General features: G+C 39.3%; 11 protein-coding genes. 6 read left to right on the forward strand and 5 right to left on the reverse strand.

What is annotated here, in order from left to right:
- Window positions 1–45 precede the first annotated feature (45 nt).
- Both gatB and alaS read right to left on the reverse strand, forming a co-directional pair.
- Window positions 46–1,506, reverse strand: coding sequence for an Asp-tRNA(Asn)/Glu-tRNA(Gln) amidotransferase subunit GatB (gatB, locus tag BVC88_RS18870; protein WP_075352290.1), 1,461 nt, complete (start codon window positions 1,504–1,506; stop codon window positions 46–48).
- 20 nt (window positions 1,507–1,526) lie between these two features.
- Window positions 1,527–4,151 carry an alanine--tRNA ligase gene (gene alaS / locus BVC88_RS18875; protein WP_075352291.1) on the reverse strand — a complete coding sequence of 875 codons (2,625 nt, stop codon included), beginning with the start codon at window positions 4,149–4,151 and terminating at the stop codon, window positions 1,527–1,529.
- Between the two features lie 257 nt (window positions 4,152–4,408).
- On the opposite strand from alaS, the gene BVC88_RS18880 reads away from it, so the two are divergent.
- Complete coding sequence (locus BVC88_RS18880) at window positions 4,409–5,509, forward strand: alanine racemase (RefSeq protein ID WP_075352292.1); 1,101 nt, start codon at window positions 4,409–4,411, stop codon at window positions 5,507–5,509.
- A gap of 37 nt (window positions 5,510–5,546) precedes the next feature.
- The gene (locus BVC88_RS18885; protein ID WP_075352293.1) at window positions 5,547–7,229 is read left to right on the forward strand and encodes an N-acyl-D-amino-acid deacylase family protein; all 1,683 of its coding nucleotides are present in this window, start codon (window positions 5,547–5,549) and stop codon (window positions 7,227–7,229) included.
- 101 nt (window positions 7,230–7,330) lie between these two features.
- Here the strand turns inward: BVC88_RS18885 and BVC88_RS18890 are convergent, their stop codons facing one another.
- The 3 genes from BVC88_RS18890 to BVC88_RS18900 all read right to left on the reverse strand — a co-directional run bounded on the left by BVC88_RS18890 (window position 7,331) and on the right by BVC88_RS18900 (window position 12,999).
- The gene (locus tag BVC88_RS18890) at window positions 7,331–10,111 is read right to left on the reverse strand and encodes a carboxypeptidase-like regulatory domain-containing protein (protein ID WP_083639167.1); all 2,781 of its coding nucleotides are present in this window, start codon (window positions 10,109–10,111) and stop codon (window positions 7,331–7,333) included.
- Window positions 10,112–10,256: 145 nt separating this feature from the next.
- A complete protein-coding gene (locus BVC88_RS18895; protein WP_075352295.1) occupies window positions 10,257–11,645 on the reverse strand; it encodes an arginine decarboxylase in 1,389 nt (462 codons plus the stop codon).
- A gap of 202 nt (window positions 11,646–11,847) precedes the next feature.
- A complete protein-coding gene (locus tag BVC88_RS18900; RefSeq protein WP_075352296.1) occupies window positions 11,848–12,999 on the reverse strand; it encodes a methionine aminotransferase in 1,152 nt (383 codons plus the stop codon).
- Between the two features lie 202 nt (window positions 13,000–13,201).
- On the opposite strand from BVC88_RS18900, the gene BVC88_RS18905 reads away from it, so the two are divergent.
- The 4 genes from BVC88_RS18905 to BVC88_RS18920 all read left to right on the forward strand — a co-directional run bounded on the left by BVC88_RS18905 (window position 13,202) and on the right by BVC88_RS18920 (window position 17,087).
- The gene (locus tag BVC88_RS18905; protein ID WP_075352297.1) at window positions 13,202–14,152 is read left to right on the forward strand and encodes an arginase; all 951 of its coding nucleotides are present in this window, start codon (window positions 13,202–13,204) and stop codon (window positions 14,150–14,152) included.
- A 61-nt stretch (window positions 14,153–14,213) separates the two neighbouring features.
- Complete coding sequence (locus tag BVC88_RS18910) at window positions 14,214–14,624, forward strand: GxxExxY protein (RefSeq protein ID WP_075352298.1); 411 nt, start codon at window positions 14,214–14,216, stop codon at window positions 14,622–14,624.
- Between the two features lie 63 nt (window positions 14,625–14,687).
- Complete coding sequence (gene argS / locus BVC88_RS18915; RefSeq protein WP_075352299.1) at window positions 14,688–16,478, forward strand: arginine--tRNA ligase; 1,791 nt, start codon at window positions 14,688–14,690, stop codon at window positions 16,476–16,478.
- A gap of 21 nt (window positions 16,479–16,499) precedes the next feature.
- The gene (locus BVC88_RS18920; protein WP_075352300.1) at window positions 16,500–17,087 is read left to right on the forward strand and encodes a glutathione peroxidase; all 588 of its coding nucleotides are present in this window, start codon (window positions 16,500–16,502) and stop codon (window positions 17,085–17,087) included.
- Window positions 17,088–17,092: the final 5 nt, after the last annotated feature.

Consider the following 17,092-nt stretch of genomic DNA (forward strand, 5'->3'; position numbering starts at 1 on the left):
GGACATCACAGTGTATGACTCTTGAGTCAAGCTCGATTTCATGTATTAATTTTCTAATAATTCTATCAATAATTTAGTAGCAACTTTTGGATCAGCTTTTCCCTGAGATTTTTTCATCACTTGCCCCATAAACATAGCCATAAGACCTTTCTTTCCAGATCGATACTCTTTCACTTTAGCTGAGTTTTCAGCAATTACGCTTTCTACAATTGGTTTCAACGAGGACTCATCTGATTCCTGAATCAAATTCAACCGACTGGCAATTTGAAATGGTGTCTCCTCAGTGGATTTCAACATTTCAGGATATACTTTTTGGGAAGCTATAGAGAAACTTACCTTTCCAGCATCAATCAAGGCAATCAAATCAGCCATTGAATCGGTACTTATAGGAAAATTATTAATCTCTAAATTCATCTCATTCAGATAAGACTTAATTGGTCCCATCATCCAGTTTGAAGCTGATTTATAGTTTTTAGTTTTTGCACAAAGTCCGTCAAACCACAAGGCTATCTCTCTCGTCTCGGTAAGAAAACTCGCATCATAATCCGGCAAACCATATTCATTCACAAATTTGTAATGAAGTTCACGTGGTAATTCTGGCATCGTCGACTTGATTGACTTCAACCATTCCTCAGAAATAACAACAGGACTCAAATCTGGTTCAGGAAAATATCTATAATCATTCAAATCCTCTTTGGTACGCATACTGGAGGTAGTACCTGTATTGGCATCAAAAGTTCTTGTCTCTGAAATTATCGATTCTCCTCCTTCAATCAAGTTAATCAGACGCTCATGCTCATGCTCAATTGCCCGAAAAACATTGCGAAAGGAATTCATATTTTTAACCTCAACTTTCTTTCCTAATTCAGCAGCACCTTTAAGCATAACTGAAACATTGGCATCACATCGAAGAGACCCTTCTTCCATGTTTCCATCACATATTTCAAGGTATCTGACAAGCTTTTTGATTTCAGCTAAAAATGAGTAAGCCTCTTCCGGACTTTGCAAATCAGGTTCTGATACGATTTCAATCAAAGCTGTTCCTGCTCTATTAAAATCCACTAAAGTATCTGATTCCTCAGCGAGGTGAATGGATTTCCCCGCATCTTCCTCTAAATGGATCCTATTAAGTTTAACACTTTTGGCTTTTCCATCAGGAAGAATAATTGGCACAAAACCGCCCACGCATATCGGCGCCTTGTCTTGAGTGATTTGGTATCCTTTTGGAAGATCTGGATAGAAATAATTTTTACGGTCAAAGCTTGTGTTTCTTGTAATCTCACAATCACAGGCTAATCCCATTTTAACTGCGTACTCAATTGCTTTCTTGTTAACCTTTGGAAGTGTACCAGGATGCCCCAGCGTGATTACAGAAATCTGTGTATTAGGAGAATTACCGTAAGCTGTCGAATCAGCAGCAAATATTTTACTTACAGTTTGCAGTTGAGCATGCACCTCCAAACCAATAACCAACTGATATTTATTTTTTAATTCTTCGCTTAACATTCGTTCTTATCCCCTCTTATTTATAGGTACAATTCTTTAGCCTTAGCTATCACTCGATCTAAGCCCGCGAGATCTTTACCTCCAGCTGTCGCGAAGAAAGGTTGCCCTCCTCCCCCTCCTTGGATTTCCTTTGCAAGTTCTCTAACGATTTGACCGGCATTTAGATTTTTAGAATTGATGAGAGACTCCTCCAGAATCACAGCGATCTGAGGTTTACCATCAATAGAAGCAGCTAAAATCACGAATGCATTTTCAACTTCATTTTTCAACTCGTAAGCAAGTTTCTTTAGCGAATCCGCATTTGGCAGTTCTACTTTAGCGATAAGAGTGTTTATTCCTTCACCTTTAATAAACTTAGTTAAAAGGCTTGTTTTTACTCCGGCGAATTTTTCAAGATGCAAGCTTTCAATTTCCTTTTTCAGGGTATTTCGTTCTTCAAGCAATGCCTCAATGGCTTTCTTCACATCCTTTGGGTTCTTAAGTAGCTCTTGAATTTCTTTCAATACGTTTTCTTGCTCCCGCAAATAGGACTCAGCTGCTTTTGAAGTAATTGCCTCGATTCGACGAACTCCAGTGGAAATAGAACCTTCAGAAACGATTTTCACTAAACCGATCTGGCTCGTAGAAGGCACGTGTGTACCACCGCAAAGTTCAACTGAATATTCTGGATCGAAGGTGATTACACGAACAAATTCTCCATATTTCTCTCCAAAAAGAGCAGTTGCTCCTTGCGCTTTTGCTTCTTCGATGGGCACATTTCTACGTTCCAAAAGAGGAATATTCTCGCGAACTTTAGCGTTGACAATATTTTCAACCTGCTCGATTTCTTCTTCAGTCATTTTCCCAAAATGAGAGAAATCAAAACGAAGTAACTGATCATTCACTAGAGAACCACGCTGCTGAATATGATCTCCGAGGACTGCCTTAAGTGCTGATTGGAGCAAATGCGTTGCTGTATGATTATTCATTGTAAGCGAACGCTTTTCCTGATCTACTTCAGCAGAAAACTGCTTCTCCGGATGTTCTGGCAGCTTTTCTACAAAATGAACAATAAGATCATTCTCTTTCTTTGTATCGACTACACGGATTTTTTCAACTTCTGAGACTAACCAACCTGTATCACCTACTTGTCCACCGCTCTCTGCATAAAAAGGTGTTTTATCTAAAACTACCTGATAGCGATCGCCTTTCTTATCGGAAATCACTCGGTATTTGATAATGTTGGAATCCGCCTTAAGAAAATCATAACCAATGAATTCAACTCCTTCATCTTGATGAACCATCACCCAATCTCCGGTTTCAGATTCGGAAGCAGCACGAGATCGATTTTTTTGCGCTTCCATTTCAGCAGCAAAGCCTTGCTCATCCAACGACAACCCATTTTCTCTGGCAATCAGTGAGGTCAAGTCAAGAGGAAATCCAAAAGTATCATATAATTCAAAAGCAGTTTTCCCTGGAATTACAGTCTCATTCTTCGCTTTCAGTTCAGTTTTGATTTGGTCTAGCATTTTGAGACCATTAGATAAGGTTCGGAGAAAAGAAGTCTCTTCCTCAAAAATCACCCTAGAAATGAATTCTTGCTGCTGCCTCACCTCTGGGAAAATATCCCCAAAATTAGTGGCAATCATTGGAGTCAATTCATATAAAAATGGCTCATTGAATCCTAAGAAGGTATATCCATAACGAACTGCTCTTCTCAAAATTCTTCGAATAACATAACCTGCTTTATTATTGGAAGGAATCTGACCATCGGCGATTGTAAAACTGATCGCCCGAATGTGATCTACGATCACTCTAAAAGCAATATCTGTTTGCTCATTTTTACCGTAGCTCTTTCCTGATTTCTTCTCCAATTCAGCGATGAATGGGGTAAATAAATCGGTGTCATAGTTTGATGATTTATGCTGGATTGCACGTACCAATCTTTCAAATCCCATCCCGGTATCCACATGGGTCGCCGGAAGCGGTTTTAAACTTCCATCTGAAACGCGATTGAACTGCATGAAAACAAGATTCCAAATTTCGATGACCTGAGGATGATCGTTATTCACCAAATCTCTTCCTGGAATAGCCTGCCGCTCAGTGTCAGATCTGAGATCAATATGTATCTCTGAACAAGGTCCACAAGGTCCTGTATCGCCCATTTCCCAGAAATTATCTTTCTTGGAACCCATGATAATCCTATCCTCAGGTACTATTGCTTTCCAAAGCTCAAAAGCCTCTTTATCCATTTCAAGATGATCCTCTTGATCACCTTCGAAGACAGAAACGTATAGTCTATCCTTGGAAAGTCCATAGACTTCAGTCAAAAGTTCCCAAGCCCAAGCAATTGCCTCTTTTTTGAAATAATCACCAAAAGACCAATTGCCCAGCATCTCAAACATGGTATGGTGATAGGTATCTACTCCGACCTCTTCCAGATCATTGTGCTTTCCACTTACCCGAAGACATTTTTGACTATTTGCCACCCTTGGGAATTTGGCGACCTCATTGCCTAGAAATGCATCTTTGAATTGATTCATCCCTGCATTGGTAAACATCAATGTAGGATCGTTTTTAACTACAATTGGTGAAGAAGGGACGTAGTGATGTTGCTTTGATTGGAAAAACTCAATAAAAGTGCTCCGGATTTTCTTTGCTTCCATGAAGGTTTGATGCGCAATTAAGTTGCTATTGGGGCAGAAATATGCCTTTTTTTCTGGGGGACAAAATTAACAAAATAAAAACGGTTGCAAAGAAAGGTTTTGGGTGGGTGGAAATTTAGATTCACCTCAAATAGCTACGCAATAAAAAATTCTAAAAGACTTCGAATTCAATGGCAGGCTCAACTTTGGCGAAATTCCATGAATCGTAAATCAAAATTCGTAATTTCAAAAAAGTATTAAACCCTCAAATTGGACTAATGAGTTACCTTAATAAAATCACTTCCCCAACTTTACTTCTCGACGAAAAAATCTGTAGAGCGAATCTGAAAAGAATGGCAGACAAAGCTGCTCGACATGACATGAAACTTGTTCCGCATTTTAAAACCGCTCAAAGCCATCAGATTGGAGAATGGGCCAAGGAATATGGGATCACTGAGGTCACAGCTTCCTCGATAAAAATGGCGGAATATCTATGTGGCCAAGGCTGGGAGAATATTCACATCGCTTTTCCATTTAACCCACTCGAAATTCCAAGACTAAATAAAATCGCTGCTCATCAGTCTATTTCTGTTCAATTGATCAATGCAACCACAGCCCAAATGCTAGTGGATCAGTTGGAACATAAAGTTGGTTTCTTCATCGAAATTGATGCTGGTTATGGAAGAACAGGTGTCGAAGTAACTGATTTTGGATTAATTGAAGAGATCTTGCGAATTGCCAGTCATTCGGATAAACTCTACTTCAAGGGCTTTTACCTCCATGCTGGCCACTCCTATTACATGCCTGATATACCAGCACTTTACGAGCAAACCCGGAATGCACTTTCCATGCTTAAACACAAGTACATTTCAGAATATCCAAACTTAGTAACAAGAACAGGAGATACCCCAGGCTGTGCAGTGATGGAGGATTTTGGCGATATCGATGAGATGGGGCCCGGTAATTTTGTCTTTTATGACTTGATGCAGTCCACTTTGGGTGGTTGTGATAAAACAGATATTGCCGTTGCCATGGCGGTACCAGTGGTGGATATCAAAAAAGACCGAAAAGAAATTCTGATTCACGGCGGTGGAGTACACTTTGCGAAGGACGTTTTGATCGATGAAGATGGAAATAAAAATTTTGGCGAAGTAGTCTTGCTCAATGAAACTGGCTGGACTATTCCAGAACATCGCTCCTACTTAAAAAGCATTTCACAAGAACATGGGATTATCAAGGCTTCAGATGAATTATTGGCCACAGTTAAAGTTGGAGATCTCCTTGGTATTCTACCTATTCACTCCTGCATGACTGCCGACTGCATGGGAGCTTATCTCGGTCTAGACGGAAAGTGGATCGATCACGCTGAAGGACTTTAAAGGATTCTTTTTTCTTTAATTCAAAAACAACATTTCTATGAATACTCAAATTTTTCTTAGCCTAACTTTTCTTTCATTTCACCTTTTATCCTGCTCCAGTCCAGAGAATTACGATGTATTAATCCGAAATGCCAGAATAATAGATGGTTCGGGTGATGCCTCTTATTTGGGTGATGTAGGTATACGGGCAGATACCATTGCTGCTATTGGTGATTTGAGCAAAGCAAAAGGCAATGAAGAAATCGATGCTGAGGGAATGGTAGTTTCACCGGGATTTATCAATATGCTTAGCTGGGCGGTGGAATCATTAATCGAGGATGGAAAGTCCGAAGGTGACATTCGACAAGGTGTGACTTTGGAGGTTTTTGGCGAAGGTGAATCATGGGGACCGCTCACGGAAGCGAGTAAACAGGCTTTGCTTGCTTCTCAAGGAGATATTAAATATGATATCACCTGGGAAAGCTTAGCTGAATACCTGGATTTCCTGGAACAAAAAGGTGTTTCCACGAATGTGGCTTCTTTTCTTGGCGCAACTACTCTTCGAATCAATACGATTGGCTTTGAAGATCGGCAAGCCACCCCTACTGAGTTGGATGCTATGCGTGCCATGGTTGAAAAGGGAATGAAAGAAGGTGCTTTAGGAATTGGCTCCTCCTTAATTTACGCACCGGCATTTTATTCCAGTACTGAGGAACTGATCGAACTTTGTAAAGTTGCTTCTAAATACGATGGCATGTATATCTCTCATATGCGAAGCGAAGGAGATCGACTTTTGGAAAGTCTGGATGAACTTATCCGTATTGCAGCTGAGGCGGATATCAGGGCTGAAGTTTATCATCTCAAAATGAGTGGTCAAAAAAATTGGTCAAAGTATGATCAAGTGGTGCAAAAGATTGATTCCGCGAGAAAAGCTGGTCTACACATCACCACAGACATGTACAATTATGTGGCGGGAGCAACCGGATTAGATGCCGCCATGCCCCCATGGGTTCAGGAAGGTGGATTTGAAGCTTGGAGTAAAAGACTTCAGGATCCTGCAATCCGGAAGGAAGTAGCTGCTGAGATGAAAGATCCCAATGTCAAGTGGGAAAGCTTGATGCAAGCTGCAGGAACAACAGATAACATACTTTTAGTCGGTTTCAATAATGATTCCCTGAAATATTTAACTGGGAAAACACTAACTGAAGTCTCCAAAATACGCGGAAAAAGCCCGGAGGAAACCGCAATGGATTTGGTGATTCAAGATGGAAGCCGGGTGGGAACAGTTTACTTTTTAATGACTGAAGAGAATGTGAAAAAGCAAATCGCCTTACCATACATGAGTTTTGGATCAGACGGGGCCTCAATGGCAACTTCCGGAGTATTCTTGAAAAGTAGCACCCACCCAAGAGCATATGGGAATTTCTCTAGACTTTTGGCCAAATATGTCCGAGAAGAAAAAGTCATCTCTTTAGAAGAAGCAATTCATAAACTTTCCGGCCTTCCAGCAAGTAATCTCAAAATCAAAAAGAGAGGCTTACTCCAAACTGGCTATTTTGCAGACCTTGTCATCTTTGATCCGGAGAAAGTACAGGATAATGCCACTTTTGAAAAGCCTCACGCATACGCTACCGGTATTTCTCATGTTTTTGTGAATGGCACTCAGGTCCTGAAAGATGGAGAACACACAGGTGCTTTTCCTGGCAGAGCAGTCAAAGGGCCCGGTTTTGAAGAAAATTGAGTCTTGCCTTTTTAAATATTCAAGAGATGAAAAAAGCAGTTCCTACTTCTCTGGACTAGACCTGTTTTTCAAATCCTCAGCTTAAGAAGAAAATACAAATCTTAATTTTTCACTTTTATCTGAAAAGTCTTCACAAATCCCAGTCCATCCTGAGTAATACCTTCGATCACTAGATTCACTTTTTCCACCTCGCGAGAAAGTAACGTTTTGATTGAATAAACCCCGTTTTCGGCCGTCACTTTTCCTTTTGGATCCCAATAAATAGTTGGTCGGACTTGAACTGGTGCATCTTCGGCGATTGAATTTTCAAATTCTGAAACTGGAGAATAGCCACGGATCCGAAAGCTTTGGAAGCCAGTATTATCAAACTTAGTCTCATTTACTGGATCAAATCGCTCCCCTCGTATCGTTTCAAACATAATCACTCCGGCAAATCCCGCCATTCCGAACACAGGGGCATTGAAAGTATAAATAGAAAGTGAAGTGATTTCATCTGTGATATAGCGATCCAACACATCAATATAAGATTCACCCTCAGCATATAAGTATCTCGAGCCATCGATGATAATCAAAGGATTTCCCGCATTAATTCCGTAATTGAAATTTCCAAGTTTCCCATTCCCAAACTGCATCCCCACAATAGATGCTAATGATGAACCCGGCCAGTTTTGCAGCATCTCTTGAGTCACTTGGCGATCTGGCTCACCATAACCATAATTTGAATCCTGCAATCGCTCGATTTTCTCATCTTCTTTCACGAATTCCTCCATTTGGATAAATTCCCCCTTGATGTCATAAGTCTGATTTCCGACTTTAGTTTGAGCCAGTTGGTAGCTTAATTTTGGAAAGGAACCTCGATGAACAGGGCTTGATTTCTGGATCAAGTCAATAGAACCGTAGGATTTTTTCTTTGAGTCTAAAGCTGCAGCAGAAATTGTGGCTGAGTCTGAGAAATTCAATCCAGTAGCTCTGAAATAGCCGGAGGAATCTGTATAAACCAAGCCATAATCTGCCAAATCATCCAATACAAGGGTGATGGGGTTAATGATCGGATCACGTTTTCGAGTAGATAAGAAGCGTCCCTGAACGGTAATGCCATATTCGATTTGTTGATTTAGGATTAACTTTTGATCCTCTCTTTCTTCATTGTCCAACCATTCCAAAGCCTTCAGTATCGTTGGCCTTTTTGTAATGGGGCTAACCAAATCTCCATCAGTTATAGAAACTGTAAACTCCGCACCTGTGGCTTGTTCCAACTCGTCCAGAATCGAAAGATCAATCTGAAGTTCAATTCCCTTAGCCACGGTCTTGATTTCCTTTTCCATTTTGATCTCGAGATCTCCGAAATAATCGATCTCCTCAGGCGCTTGAATACTGATTTCAGTTCCCTTTTCCAAAACAGGAATCGGTCTGAGAAAAATATCCTGCTCGGGATAGTTCAGCATCCATCTCGTATAAGCCCGAAGGAAATAATTTCCAGCTTTAAGATTTTCAGGAAGCGTAAATCCTCCAGCAATTCGACCAGAATCAATTGGGAAAATTTCTTGCTGAAGGACTTCTGATTTTTCATTCATTAAGTCCACATATAAAACTCTGCTTAAGGAGTCTGCCAAAAGTTGATTCTGATAAATCATTCGACCACCAAGCCAAACTCCCTCTCCTGCATAGTAGAAATCTTTATTTGTACTGAGATAGGGTTGCTCGCGAAGTTTATTCCATTGGTCAAAAGCTCGCTTTGAGCTATCAACCTCCGCTACAAAATCTTCAAATTCCAGATCTGGCACAAAATCATAGGGTAATGATCTTGCGACACGCTGTCTTCCCATTCTTCCGGAAAGGATGAGCTGCGTTGGGTTTGCAGGTATTCCATCTCTATAAACATCGAAAAAACCACTTGGAGCAATGATCCAACTAATCGGATGATAAAAATCTAGGTAATATTCATTAAGTGCATATTTCTTCAAGTAATGAATCTCGACCCGTTGAGGCCAGAAAATTCGAAAATTTCCATTTTGTAACGGAATCCTTAGAACAGAATCGACCGGAAATGGAATGATAGTCTGTCCCATTTCCACATCATAGCTGTTGGTCCGTTCTCTGCCTAAGGGAGCCTCTACTGACTCGTACATTCGGAATCCTTGCGCATCAGCCTGATTGACAATGATAGATTGAATCAAATGTCTACTGGAGCCTTGATAACTACTTTCACGATTCTCCCTCCATAACTGAGCTTGTTTCTCATCTTTGGGTGTTTTCTCCGTATAAAAAACCTGCCCAAAATACCGGGAACTGGATTTTGACCAGCGGTAATCTTGGAGATAAAACTCAATCTTATACCCCAAGGCATTATTGTCTATGATTATTGGTTCCTGAGCCGTTGCTTTCACATAATTCGCCCCCTTATCTACTTTGACTTGCTCAAAATCAATTACCCATGGATTTAAGATCTCCACTAGTTTGGAACCTATTGGATCATCAGGAACGGCAATAAAAACATCCTCAAAACGATTGAAATTCCGCTCCCAAACCCGATCTCTACGAGACTTCAACTCCACTTCAGAAAGCACTGATTGTTGGGGTTCCAGAGAAAAATCAACTGTGACAGAATTTCTATTTCCTATGATGACTTCTTCCACTTTGGTCACATACCCCACAAAAGATGCAACGAGTTCTAAATTTGAAGGAATTTGGCCTTTGATTTCATAATTTCCTTCCAGATCGGATATCGCCCCAATTGTTGTGTTATTGATAAACACATTGGTAAAAGGCAAAGCTTCGCCAGTTTTGGCATCAGTGATTTTACCTCGCAGTACTTGTGAAAAGACAAGTGCGAAAGTGAAAAAGTAGAGAATAAGAGCAAATGATAGCTTCTTCAGGAAAATTTAGATTAAGTGCTTTTGCTTTAAAAGTTACTCCATTGAATTCAAAAAGTTTCACCATTGATCAAAACCCAAAAACAGAAAATAAAAAAGGTTTGAATCTCATTCTGAAATTCAAACCTTTTTTTATTTAGCAATCCTCTCTGAATTAATAACCCAAAGTTTTCAACATACTTTCTTGAGTTTGATCTTTGGCAAAAAGGCGGTGAGTTACATTTCCATTCTCATCTCGATCAATTAAGACATGCTTTGGAGCTGGGACAAGGCAATGCTGTATTCCTCCATAACCTCCAAGTGATTCCTGATAAGCTCCAGTATGAAAGAAACCGATGTATTGTGTCCTTCCAGGTTCAATTTTAGGCAAATAAATATTGTATTGATTGGCCTCTGAGTTGTAATAATCCATGCTATCGCAAGTCAATCCTCCCAGTGAGATATTATGATAAGGTTCATCCCAATTATTGATGGCCAACATGATATATTTCTGATTTAATCCCCAGCTATCAGGCAGTTGAGTGATAAAGGAACCATCGATCATATACCAAAGCTCTTTGTCATTTTGAAGCTTTTCATCCAAGATAGAATAAAGCACTGCCCCACTCTCTCCTACCGTATAGCTACCGAATTCCGTGAAAATATGAGGTTCAATGGTGTTGTTTTTAGCACACATCCATTTAATGTTTTTCACGATTTGATCAGCCATGTATTGGTAATCATAATCGAAAAACAAATTGGTCTTAATGGGCCAACCTCCTCCGATGTCCATGGTATCCAGTGAAGGAGCTACCTTTTTCAAATCCACATATTTCTGAATAAATCGAGTTAATTCAGACCAATAATAGGCGGTATCACGAATACCCGAGTTGATAAAGAAGTGAAGCATTTTAAGGCTTACCAAAGGATGGTCTTTGATTTTGTCCTCGTAAAGCTGGATGATATCGTTATATCGCACACCCAATCTCGATGTGTAAAAACCAAACTTAGGCTCTTCATCCGCTGCAATTCTGATCCCTACCTGAAAAGGAACTTTGACATGCTCCAAATAATAATCGATCTCTGAAATATTATCCAAAATGGGAATACAATTGACAAAACCGTCATTCAACAATTCAGAGATATACTGCTTATACAAATCCCTTTTGAAACCGTTACAGATAATATAATTATCCTTGGTGATTTTACCTTTTTCATAGAGACTTCTCACTAATGGAATATCAAAAGTCGAGGAAGTCTCAATGTGAATGTCATTTTTCAAAGCCTCATCCAACACAAAGCTGAAATGGGAAGATTTGGTACAATAGCAGTAAGTGTACTTTCCTTTATAATCATGAGCGGCAATTGCGGTATTGAAGTAAGTCTTCGCATTTTGAATGCTTTCCGATATTTTTGGGAGATAAGTCAACTTCAAAGGAGTACCATAGGTATCAATTATCTCCTTTAGATTGACTCCATTGAAGAACAATTCATTATTCTCAACATGAAATTCTTTGGTAGGAAAATCAAAAGTCTGCTCAATCAGGTCTTTGTAAGAATTCATTCAGGTAGTTTTGTGTAAAATTAACGCTGTGCAAAAATTGCTTATTTATTAGGTTTATTCAAATGAATCGAAATAAATCCCTAAAGTTCATCAGCTTTTATTTTGATTGTTTTATGTTTTAAGTCCCAATCATTGAACCTGAATTTTAGTGTTTTGGGCTGATATTATTTCCAATGTTTCAATTTTGAATTTCTTAATCACCTCAAAAAATCGGATCCTTCAACAATCGGTTTAACGCCTCAAATAGGTCTGAATCATTTTTCGCGAAGCAAAATCTCAGAATCTTATGATCGGTTTTATCCTGGAAAAAAACTGAAATAGGAATGCAGGCTACTCCATAATCGGTTGTTAGCCGCTTAGCCAGAACCAAATCCGATTCATCGGACAAATTCTTATAGGATACCAATTGAAAAAAACTTCCCTGTGCTGGTGTAAATTTAAAATCAGTGGTCTCCAGGCCCTCACAAAATAAATCCCGCTTCTTTTGGTAGAATTTTGGAAGTGACAAATAAGTATCTGGATCTTGGATAAAATCCGATATAGCATACTGAAAAGGTGTCGGCGTTGAAAAGGTGACGAATTGATGAATTTTACGAAATTCCACCGTTAGTTCTTTAGGAGCTAGGCAATACCCTATTTTCCAACCCGTCACATGAAACGTCTTTCCAAAGGAACAACACACAAAAGTTCGCTCGCGCAAAACAGGATGCGTCATCAGGGATAAATGTGGCCGCCCATCGAACGTAATATGTTCATAGACTTCATCAGAGATTACTAAGATATTCTTGTCTTTGACAAGATCTGCCAAATTATCCAAATCCTCCTGCGTCCAGACATATCCACCTGGATTATGAGGGGTGTTGACCATAATCAATCTGGTTTTCTTAGTCACAGCAGATTTTAGCTTTTCCCAATCCACTGAAAAATCAGGCATATTCAACGAAACAAAAACTGGAGTCCCTCCAGCAAGCTTTATAACAGGCACATATAAATCATAGGCAGGCTCCAATACAATGACTTCGTCACCAGGTAGAACCGTAGCTGTGATCGCTGCAAAAATGGCTTCTGTAGCACCGGAAACTACGGTGATTTCATCTTCAACATCGTAGCGAATCCCTGTTTCAAGTCGAACCTTTTCGGCAATTCGCTGTCTTAAAATAGGCACCCCGCTCATAGGAGCATATTGATTGTTTCCTAACCGCATATGGGTAGTCACCAAGTCCAGCAAGCCTTGATCAGCATTAAATCCAGGATAACCCTGTGAAAGATTTATTGCATGATGATCAGCAGCAAGCTTTGACATAATCGTGAAAATGGTGGTTTCAACATCAGGCAACTTTGATTCAATCAACATGAGTAGTGTTTTTGGGTCTATTGGAAAAATACAGATTAAAAATAGTCTGAATTCCTTCAAATCTTAGCTTTTGATATAAAAATTGAGATTCTGGATTAGATATACCCTAAATCCAGTTTGGAAAGCAATCTAACTTTTCAGTCAAATTTCCCTACTTTTGCGCGGTCAATACACCCAGATATAACTTAACTATTTATCCAAAATGCGTGATATTAAATTAGTAGAAGTAAGATCCGAAATCGCTGCAGGCACCAGAGGAGCTAGCTTAGGAATAGATGCATTGAAGATTGCAAGCCTAGATAAAAAGTCAAACTTCTTCACTCAGTTTGACCCAATCAATGTACAGGACGCTAATAATTACCTTTGGAAAGGAAATAAATTTCCAAATGCGAAATATATAGATGGAGTCTACCAAGTTCTAAAAAATGTCTACTCCACTGTAGAATCACTTCGCATGGAAAAAAAATTTCCTATCATTCTGGCAGGTGATCATAGCACTGCGGCCGGCACCATCATGGGAATCAAAGCAGCAGAGCCAAAAAAACGACTTGGAGTCATTTGGATAGATGCACACGCAGATTTACATACGCCCTACACCACGCCATCAGGTAATATGCACGGAATGCCATTGGCAATGGTCTGCCAGTTGGATAATCTGGAATGTAAAGTAAATGAGCCAACAGAGGATACCATTACCTATTGGGAAAAGATCAAAACCATCGGAGGAGACTTTCCGAAAATTCTTCCTAGCGATATCGTTTTTATTTCAGTGAGAGATACCGAAGAGCCTGAGAATTTCCTGATCAACAAATATGGAATCAAAAATTTCAAAACGAGCGAGGTCAGAACAAAGGGAATAACGCAGATTGCTAAAGAGACTTTAGAAATCCTGAAAGATTGCGATCAAGTTTATATTTCTTTCGACGTCGATAGTTTGGATAGTTCTATTTCTATGGGAACAGGTACTCCAGTACCAAATGGGTTGACAGTGGAAGAAGCAATTCAGTTGAACGCCGAATTAATAAAAGATAAGCGTGTATGCTGTTGGGAAATCGTAGAAGTAAATCCAACGCTCGATTCAGAAAACACCATGGCAGAAGCCGCCTTCGAAGTCCTCGAGATCACTACGAATTCATTGGTTGAAAATTTCTAATTTTAGCATCTTTAATTAAAAAAATTTCAAACCACAAAGCACGCTAAGGAGCACAAAGGGAATGGAAGATTTCAGTTTTTTATCAGAAGATGAACTTAGCAATAAAGTTATTGGAGTTGCTATTGATGTTCACAATCAATTGGGGCCTGGATTATTAGAAAATGTTTACAAGCAAGTTCTTCATCATAAACTTTTAAAGGAAGGTCTTTTAGTGGAAATAGAAAAATCAATGCCTATCCAAATTGACGAAATCTATCTTGACTTAGGATATAAAATCGATCTCTTGGTTGAGAAAAAGCTAGTCTTGGAATTGAAATCTGTAAAAGAGATTACCAATGTCCATGTAGCTCAAGCATTAAATTATTTGAAAATGGGGAATTTTAAATTGGGTCTAATCCTAAATTTTAATGTATTGCAAATGAAAACCGGAATCAAAAGAGTGATATTATCAAAAGGCCCAAGGCAGTTCTAAAATCATACTTTGTGTAACTTTGCGCCCTTTGCGGTATAAAAACCTATTGTAGTAAAATCAAATATGAACATACAAGAATCAATACTAGCTGGGGTACAACTGGCATTTCAGAATATATTCAATGCTGATGTTCCTTTGGATCAATTGGCACTTGCGCCTACTCGGAAAGAGTTTGAAGGAACTTATACTTTTGTAGTCTTTCCTTTTTTGAAAATTTCTCAAACGACTCCTGAGAATACAGCAAATCAAATCGGCTCCTACCTTCAGGAAAATGTTCCCGAGGTTGCAGGTTTCAATGTGGTGAAAGGATTTCTAAATCTGGAATTGAATAATCAAATCTGGATTGGAGTTTTTCAACAATTGCTTTTAAATAAAAATCTTGGGCAACTGCCTCCTAACGGGCAAAAGGTAATGGTAGAGTATTCCTCTCCCAATACCAATAAGCCACTTCACCTTGGCCACCTGCGAAATAACTTTCTTGGATATTCTGTTTCCCAAATCTTGAAAGCAAACGGATATGAGGTGATCAAAGCCAATCTGGTGAATGATCGTGGTATCCACATTTGCAAGTCTATGGTGGCCTACCAGCACTTTGGTAATGGAGAAACTCCTAAAAGTTCAGGTTTAAAAGGAGATCATTTGGCTGGAAAATATTACGTGATTTTTGATCAGGAATATAAAAAGCAAATCGCCGAACTGGTAGCCTCGGGGCAAACCCAGGATGAAGCCAAAAAGAATGCTCCAATCCTACTCGAAGCACAGGAGATGCTTCGAAAATGGGAAGCTCATGATGAAGAAGTCGTTTCACTTTGGAAATTGATGAACGAATGGGTTTATGCTGGTTTTGATGAAACCTACAAGCGCATGGGAGTGGATTTTGATAAGTTTTATTACGAATCTGACACCTATCTTTTAGGGAAAGACATCGTAGAGGAAGGACTTGAAAAAGGAGTTTTCTTCAAAAAAGAAAATGGCTCCGTATGGGTAGACTTGACAGCCGAAGGACTGGATGAGAAGCTTGTACTTCGGGGGGATGGTACTTCAGTCTACATTACTCAGGATATGGGAACAGCGGATTTGAAATACGAAGATTTCAAGATCGACAAATCTGTTTATGTCGTTGGTAATGAACAAGATTACCATTTCGATGTATTGTATAAGATCATGCGGAAATTAGGCCGTCCTTATGGAGATGGATTGTTTCATCTTTCTTATGGAATGGTGGATCTGCCTACAGGAAAAATGAAATCCCGTGAGGGAACAGTGGTGGATGCAGATGAATTGATGCAGGAAATGGTGGATACAGCAGAGAGCCACACCAAGGAACTTGGCAAAATCGAAGGCTTCAATCCTGACCAAGCGACTGAACTTTACGAAATGTTAGGTTTAGGAGCTTTGAAATATTTCTTACTCAAAGTGGACCCTAAAAAGCGAATGCTTTTCAATCCTCAAGAGTCTATAGAGTTTCAGGGAAACACAGGTCCTTTTATACAATATTCCCATGCTCGAATCGCTTCTATTTTAAGAAAAGCAAAGCAAATTGGAATTGAATACCATCAGGTAGATTTTTCTAAGGTAAATAAGGTGGAAGATTCTGAAGCTGCTCTTATTTTCCTTTTGAACGATTTTGAAAAGAAGATTGCCCAAGCTGGAGAGTCTTATTCTCCTTCCATTATTGCGCAGTATCTGTTTGATTTGGCAAAAGAATACAATCGATTCTATGCAGATGTTCCGATTTTTCTAGAAAACGATCCGGCCATTGTAGCTTTTCGAGTTGCACTTTCCGACCTTACCGCTCAAACAATAAAAAAAGGAATGAGTTTACTCGGTATCTCCGTACCGGAAAGAATGTAAAATAAATAAGCATATTAGAATATGAAAAGTCTTCTCAGTATCATTTCAATAATACTATTTGCCTGTCAGCAACCTGCTACTCGTCCTGAAGGTATGGATTCAATACTTACATCAAATTCCGAAAATTCAATGGAAAGTTCTTTTTACGATTTTAAAATGAAGGATATCAACGGCAAAGAAGTTGATTTCAGCTCATTCAAAGGAAAGAAGATCATGATTGTCAATGTGGCCTCCAAATGTGGCTACACCAATCAATATGCAGCCTTACAAGAATTGTATGCTGCGCATGGTGATGATATTGTCGTTTTAGGTTTTCCAGCAAATAATTTTGGTGGCCAAGAACCAGGCAGCAATGATGAGATCAAAGAATTTTGTTCCACAGAATATGGAGTTACTTTTCCAATGTTTGAAAAGATCTCTGTGAAAGGCTTTGACAAGCATCCGCTTTACCGTTGGCTTTCTGATCCCCAACTGAATGGCTGGAATGACAAAGAGCCAGGGTGGAATTTCTGTAAATATTTGATTGATGAGAAAGGTGAGTTAATCAAATTCTTGCCTTCTTCTGTTGCTCCTTTGGACGAAGAAATCCTTGAATTTGTAGGTGTTTGATTGAT

The sequence above is a fragment of the Algoriphagus marinus genome, assembly GCF_001936475.1.
GTDB lineage: Bacteria > Bacteroidota > Bacteroidia > Cytophagales > Cyclobacteriaceae > Algoriphagus > Algoriphagus marinus.